The organism is Xanthomonas axonopodis (assembly GCF_001304695.1).
GTDB classification, from domain to species: Bacteria; Pseudomonadota; Gammaproteobacteria; order Xanthomonadales; family Xanthomonadaceae; genus Xanthomonas; species Xanthomonas axonopodis.
In genome coordinates this window covers 1-6,705 of sequence record NZ_JFAQ01000131.1, presented here as the reverse complement: position 1 = coordinate 6,705, position 6,705 = coordinate 1, and the positions used below count along the sequence as shown (strand labels likewise).

The window sequence follows — 6,705 nt, the reverse complement described above, 5'->3', positions numbered from 1 at the left end:
CCACCGCTGCCAACCACGTAACAGCAGGCGTCCACCAACACTCTGCGGCTTGCTGCTGTGCGCCGGCCTGAGCGCTGCGGCCGACTGGAAGCGCGGCATCGAGCACCAGCGCATCGCCGACCAGGGCAACGGCAGCTTTCTCGATCCGGTGCTGGCCGGCGACCATCCCGACCCGTCGGTGCTCAAGGATGGTGATGATTACTACCTCACGCTGTCTTCGTTCGATGCGTACCCGGGCCTGCCGATCTGGCATTCGCGCGATCTGGTCAACTGGCAGCCGCTGGGCCACGCCATCACCCAGAATGTGGGTGCGATCTGGGCGCCGGACCTGATCAAGCACGGCAAGCGCTACTACATCTATTTCCCCGCACGGCGTGGCGATCAGGGCGCGCGCAGCAATTTCGTGGTGTGGGCCGATGACATCACCGGCCCGTGGAGCGCCCCGGTCGATATCGGGCTGGGCAAGTACATCGACCCCGGCCATGCGGTGGGCGAAGACGGCAAGCGTTACCTGTTCCTGAGCGGCGGCGATTACGTGCAGCTGTCCGATGACGGCTTGAAGGTGGTCGGCACGCCCAAGCACGTCTAGGACGGCTGGAAATACCCGGAAAGCTGGGACGTGGAAGGCTACGCCCAGGAAGGCCCCAAGATCACCCGCCACAACGGCTGGTACTACATAACCACCGCCGTGGGCGGCACCGCCGGCCCGCCGGCCCGCCGACCGGGCACATGGTGATCACTGCGCGCGCGCGTTCGATCCACGACCCGTGGCAGAACGCGCCCAACAACCCGATCACCCGCACCAAGAGTGCGGATGAGCCATGGTGGTCGCGCGGCCACGCCATCCTGGTGGAAGGCACCGACGGCCGCTGGTGGATGCTGTACCACGGCTACGAACACGGCTACTGGACGCTGGGCCGGCAGGCCTTGCTCGACCCGATCGAATGGACCCCGGACGGCTGGTTCGTCGCCAAGGGTGGGCATCTGGGCACCCCGCTGCAAAAACCCAGCGGCCAGGCGCTGCAGCACGGGATGGCGTTGTCGGACGATTTCCGTGCCGCCAGGCTTGGCCCGCAGTGGGCGTTCTTCAACCCGGCGGCCGATGAAGCCAAGCGCCTGCAGGTGGGCAATGGCGTGCTGCGCTTGCGGGGCAAGAGCAGCGCGCCGCGCGATGCGTCGCCGCTGACGGTGATCGCCACCGACCCGGCCTACCAGTTCGAGGTGCAGATGACCGTGACACCGGGCGGGCAGGGCGGGGCGCTGCTGTTCTACAGCGACAAGCTCTACGCCGGCGTGGGCAGCAATGGCGAGAACGTCGTCATGCACCGCTACGGCGAGGAACGCCCCGGTACGCTGGCACCCAGCGCCAACGGCGGCACGCTGTGGCTGCGCGTCACTAACAATCGCCACATCGTCACCATTCACAGCAGTGCCGACGGCAAGACGTGGACCAAGTACCCGGTGCAAATGGAAGTGTCCGGTTACCACCACAACGTGGCCGGCAAGTTCCTGGCCCTGAAGCCGGCGCTGTATGCCGCAGGCCCCGGTCAGGTGGAATTCCGCAACTTCCGCTACCGCGCCCTTGATTGACTGACCGTTCTGTATCGGCGGGCATGTCGTGGCGCTGCCTGCCGTGGCGGGCCCGGCACGGCGGACCCGGTGCAGCGGCAGGCTTCGCTCAGGTCTGCCGGCCGTCGGGCCGGTAGAATCCAATCAACTTTACTGGTTGACCGCTATGCCTGCCCGCAAGATGCCTGAAGAGGGAATGCCTGGCCTGCCGAAGGGCCGGGTTGCAACGATCAACGACATCGCGCGGATGTCGGGCGTGTCCAAGAAGACCGTCTCGCGGATCATCAACAATTCGCCGCTGGTGCGGCAGGACACGCGCGAGAAGGTCGAGGCGCTGATGCGCGAGGTCGGCTATGCGCCGGATCCGCTCGCGCGCGGGCTGGCGTTCCGCCGCTCGTTCCTGATCGGCATGGTCTACGACAACCCCACCGCGCAATACATCGTGGATATGCAGTACGGCGCGCTGGACGCGCTGCGCGGTTCCAGCTTCGAACTGGTGGTGCACCCCTGCGACAGCCGCAGTCCCGGCTATATCGAAGGGGTGCGCCGCTTTGCGCAGGCGCAGAAGCTGCACGGCGTGATCCTGGTGCCACGCGCCTCCGAAGACCAGGCGTTGGCCGACATGCTGGCCGAGATCGGTTGCCGCTACACCCGCATCGCCTCGATCGCGCTGGATACCACCTCGCAGACGGTGATCACCCACGACCGCGACGGGGCAGCGGAGGCGGCCGATTACCTGCTCTCGCTCGGCCACCGCGACATCGCCCTGGTCACCGGCCCCAGCGCCTACCGCTCTTCGATCGAGCGCACCTCCGGCTTTGCCGACGCGTTGGCCCGTCGCGGCATCGAACTGCCGCCCGAGCGCATCGTCGAAGCCGGTTACACCTTCGAGTCAGGCTTGGCGGCGGCCGAAAAGCTGTTGCTGGGCAAGAAGCGCCCCACTGCCATCTTCACCGGTAACGACGAAATGGCCGCCGGTATCTACAAGGTCGCCTTGCGCGCCGGTATCAATATTCCGCGCCAGCTTTCGGTGATCGGCTACGACGACAGCTCACTGGCCTCGCGCCTGTGGCCGCCGCTGACCTCGGTGCGTCGCCACACCCGCGACACCGGCCGTACTGCTGCGGCGATGCTGATCCAGCCCGACAACGCCCCGCAGCTGCCCACTGCCAGCGTGCGCCCGCACCTGATCGTGCGCGACTCCTGCCAGCCGCCGGAAGATTGAGCGTCCTTTGTCCTGGAGGATGAGGGGCAAAGCCCCTTTCCCGACCGGAGAAGGACAAAAGCCCCTCTCCCTGTGGGAGAGGGGTTGGGGTGAGGGTGCGGTGGCAGACAGCCATCTGAGAACGCTCAGGCATGCGCTGATCGCCATCGGCTTTCACGGGCAGGTTCGGCCTTGTAACCCAACACCGCGCGCAGCCTCGCACCCTCATCCGCCCCTGCGGGGGCACCTTCTCCCGACGGGAGAAGGAAGTGGGCAGTCCTTGCGTCCCCCCACACTGTCTTTCGTGCACTGCGCAATGACACCGGTTAACCAGAGCCGGTAGACTAGCCGCTGCAAGCCCATGTTCCCGCTCGCTTGCCTCGGAGAAGTGCCATTTCTCTAGTATTGCAAAACGCACTACGCCACCCATCCCGACGCCATCAAGGGCGCCAGCAACGACGAGCTGCGCGAGCTGTATCTGCTCGACGGCCTGTTCGTGGACGACGCGGTCACGCTCAAATACACCCACTACGAGCGCTTCGTGCTCGGTGGCGCCGCGCCGCTCGGCAAAACGCTGGAACTGCCCAGACAGACCGAGCCGGCATCGGCCGCCGGGCATCCGTTTCTGGAGCGTCGCGAGCTGGGCATTCTCAATGTCGGTGCGGGTACCGGCACGGTGACCGTGGACGGTATTGCCTACACGCTTGGGCCGAAGGACGGCCTGTACGTTGCCATGGGCAGCACCGATGTCAGTTTCGCGTCCGAAGACGCAGCCAACCCGGCCAAGTTCTATCTCGCCTCCACGCCGGCGCATGCGCGCTTTGAGACCAAGCAGCTCTCGATCAAGGATGCGGTGGCACGGGAGCGCGGTGCGCTGGAAACCAGCAACGGGCGCACCATTTACCAGTACATCGTGCCGGCCACCTGCCAGTCGTCGCAGCTGTTGCTCGGCCTGACCGTGCTCAAGCCCGGCAACGTCTGGAACACCATGCCGCCGCATCTGCACGACCGCCGCAGCGAGGTGTATTTCTATTTCGACCTGGGCGCCAACGACCGCGTCCACCACTTCATGGGCGAACCCGATGCGCAGCGCCACATCGTGATTCAGAACAACGAAGCGGTGGTGTCGCCGCCGTGGTCCATCCACATGGGCGCCGGCACCTCCAATTACGCCTTCATCTGGGCAATGGGCGGCGAAAACCTGGATTACACCGACATGCACGTGCTGGATATCTGCCAGCTCAAGTAAGGCCTGCATTCACGCGCCTGCACGCAGACGGCCGCGGCCATGGCGCCGCTGTGTTCAAGCCGGTGCCAGCAACGCCGGCGCGATGCAGATGGGCCTTCGGCGCTGCATCCACTCGTATGACGCATCGTCCGCGCACTGCGCGGCTCACCCAGCACACCACGGCACATCCAGCAGGAGCGATAAGGTAATGAGCAATCCGTTCAGTCTCGAAGGCAAGGTCGCACTGGTCACCGGTGCCAACACGGGCTTGGGCCAGGGCATCGCGTTGGCGTCGGCCCAAGTCGGTGCCGACATCGCTGCGGCCGGCATCCAGGCGCCCACCGAGACCGAAGAAAAAGGTCAAGGCGCTGGGCCGCCGCTTCATCGCCATCGAAGCCAACCTGATCAGCATCGAGCCGGTGCAGCGCATCACCGACGAGACCATCGCCGGCCTCGGCGGGCTGGATATCCTGGTCAACAACGCCGGCCTGATCCGCCGCACCGATGCGGTGGATTTCAGCGAGCAGGATTGGGACGACGTGCTCAACGTCAACCTGAAGTCGGCCTTCTTCATGGCGCAGGCCGCAGGCCGTCACTTCATCGCCCAGGGCCGCTGCAAGATCATCAACATTGCCTCGATGCTGTCGTTCCAGGGGGGTATCCGCGTGCCGTCCTACACCGCCAGCAAGTCGGGCATCGCCGGCATCACCCGCCTGCTCGCCAACGAATGGGCCAGCAAGGGCGTGACCACCAATGTCATCGCACCGGGCTATATGGCCACCGACAACACCGCGCAGCTGCGTGCCGACGAAGACCGCAACAAGGCCATCCTGGACCGCATCCCGGCCGCGCGCTGGGGCGTGCCGGCCGACCTGGGCGGCACCGCCGTGTTCCTGGCCAGCAGCGCGTCGGACTACGTCAACGGCGCCATCATTCCGGTCGACGGTGGTTGGCTGGCACGCTGGTCTAGATCGCACGGCGATGGCGCGCACCGTCCAGCGCGTGCCGCCGCCGGCCTTGGTGTTGCTGCGATGTGGTGTCCTTCTCCCGCAGGCGGGAGAAGGTGCCCGAAGGGCGGATGAGGGTCGATTACGCACATCAATCAACCGCATATGTGCTCCCGGCAATCTCACTTGCTGACTGCATCAGCGCCTTGGTGACTTCAACCAACAATGCGCCCGCAGTTGAAAGCCCCGGCAACCAAACGCACGCAGCACCGCGATCCAGCAAACAACGTTTGAAAAAATCTTCCCCAACCAAGCGGAGCATTCCCATGAAAATCGCACTCATGAACGAGTTTAGCCAGGCCGCCAAGAACCCGGTGATCCTGCAGCAGCTCAACGACGTCGCCAGCGAGCAGGGCCATAGCGTCTTCAACGTCGGCATGGACGGCGACAACGACCACCGCCTGACCTACATCCACCTGGGCATCGTCGCCAGCCTGCTGCTGAACTCCAAGGCGGTGGACTTCGTGGTGGCCGGCTGCGGCACCGGCCAGGGCGCGATGATGTCGCTCAACGCGCACCCGGGCGTGTTCTGCGGCTACTGCATCGAGCCGACCGACGCCTACCTGTTCGCCCAGGTCAACAACGGCAACGCGCTGTCCCTGGCGTTCGCCAAAGGCTACGGCTGGGGTGCGGAAATCGAATGTGCGTTACATCTTCGAGAAGGCCTTCAGCGGCGAGCGTGGCATGGGCTACCCGGCCGAGCGTCGCGAATCGCAGCAGGCCAACGCCGGCATCCTGACCCAGCTCAAGCAGGCCACCGCCAAATCGTACCTGGACGGCCTGCGCGCCATCGACCCGGAGCTGATCAAGCAGGCCATCGGCGGCGAGCGCTTCCAGCAGTGCTTCTTCGACAACGCGCAGGATGCAGAAATCCGCAACTTCGTCGCCGGTGTACTGGGCAAGCCAGAAGCTGCTGCCGCCGCGTAACTAGCAAACGCGCTTGAGCCCCTGCCCGCGCTGCTAGCGCGGGCAGGGGCGCGGAGCGGGGGTTAGGGTGAGGGTGCGGCGGAAGACAGCTGCCTAAACGGAGAGAGCTTGAGACGAAAGTACGACCGTCCACATTTCCGATGCAGTCACACCCTCATCCGCCCTTCGGGCACCTTCTTCCCCATAAAGGAGGACAATGTCCCGCTGGGAGAAGGGACACCGCGTTGTACTGGCACCTTCTCCCGGAGCCCACCATGCGTCTGCTGCTGTTCGCAGTGCTGCTGCTCTTTGCAAACCTCGCCCACGCCGCGCCACGCCATATCTTCATCGCCGGCGACTCCAGCGCCGCCGACTACGGCCCAGAGCGCGCGCCGCAAGCCGGCTGGGGCCAACTGCTGCAGGACTGGTTCGACCCGGCGCAATGGAAGGTGCATAACCACGCCAAGGGCGGCCGCAGCACGCGCAGTTTCATCGCCGAAGGGAGCCTGGATGCCATCGCACAAGAACTGCAACGCGGCGACATCCTGCTGATCCAGTTCGGTCACAACGATGCCAAGCGCGAAGACCCCACGCGCTACACCGATCCGACCACCGACTACGTGCAGTTCCTGCGCCGCTACATCGCCGCCGCGCGCGACAACGGCGCAACCTCGATCCTGATCACCCCGGCCGCACGCCTGCTCTACGACTTCGTCGCGTTGCTCGACACCCACGGTCGCTACACCCTGGCGATGCAGCAACTTGCTGCGCATGCGACGTCCCCCCGATTT

The 6,705-nt window shown here is 65.3% G+C and carries 4 protein-coding genes and 3 pseudogenes; 6 read left to right on the top strand and 1 reads right to left on the bottom strand.

The window, feature by feature from the left end; genetic code table 11:
- The 4 genes and pseudogenes from XAXN_RS23420 to kduD all read left to right on the top strand — a co-directional run.
- Positions 1 to 1,590, top strand: a pseudogene (locus tag XAXN_RS23420) (family 43 glycosylhydrolase); the annotation flags it as partial.
- A 145-nt stretch (positions 1,591 to 1,735) separates the two neighbouring features.
- Complete coding sequence (locus tag XAXN_RS12475) at positions 1,736 to 2,794, top strand: LacI family DNA-binding transcriptional regulator (RefSeq protein ID WP_054319770.1); 1,059 nt, start codon at positions 1,736 to 1,738, stop codon at positions 2,792 to 2,794.
- Between the two features lie 418 nt (positions 2,795 to 3,212).
- Entirely contained in the window at positions 3,213 to 4,022 is an 810-nt protein-coding gene (gene kduI, locus XAXN_RS12470) for a 5-dehydro-4-deoxy-D-glucuronate isomerase (protein WP_054319769.1), read from the top strand.
- 187 nt (positions 4,023 to 4,209) lie between these two features.
- A pseudogene (gene kduD / locus XAXN_RS12465) lies at positions 4,210 to 4,963 on the top strand (2-dehydro-3-deoxy-D-gluconate 5-dehydrogenase KduD); the annotation flags it as partial.
- Between the two features lie 136 nt (positions 4,964 to 5,099).
- Here the strand turns inward: kduD and XAXN_RS21445 are convergent.
- Entirely contained in the window at positions 5,100 to 5,291 is a 192-nt protein-coding gene (locus tag XAXN_RS21445) for a hypothetical protein (protein ID WP_134980478.1), read from the bottom strand.
- Between XAXN_RS21445 and XAXN_RS12460 the strand changes: the two are divergent.
- Both XAXN_RS12460 and XAXN_RS12455 read left to right on the top strand, forming a co-directional pair.
- Positions 5,275 to 5,935: pseudogene (locus tag XAXN_RS12460) on the top strand (RpiB/LacA/LacB family sugar-phosphate isomerase). The gene XAXN_RS21445 and the pseudogene XAXN_RS12460 overlap by 17 nt on opposite strands.
- A gap of 254 nt (positions 5,936 to 6,189) precedes the next feature.
- A partial coding sequence (locus tag XAXN_RS12455) for a rhamnogalacturonan acetylesterase (protein ID WP_167694794.1) occupies positions 6,190 to 6,705 on the top strand: 516 nt, incomplete at its 3' end.

Excerpts from the sequence above, each read along its gene's own strand:
- XAXN_RS21445 (WP_134980478.1), bottom strand. The coding sequence starts at position 5,291 with ATGAGTGCGATTTTCATGGGAATGCTCCGCTTGGTTGGGGAAGATTTT.
- XAXN_RS12475 (WP_054319770.1), top strand. The coding sequence starts at position 1,736 with ATGCCTGCCCGCAAGATGCCTGAAGAGGGAATGCCTGGCCTGCCGAAG.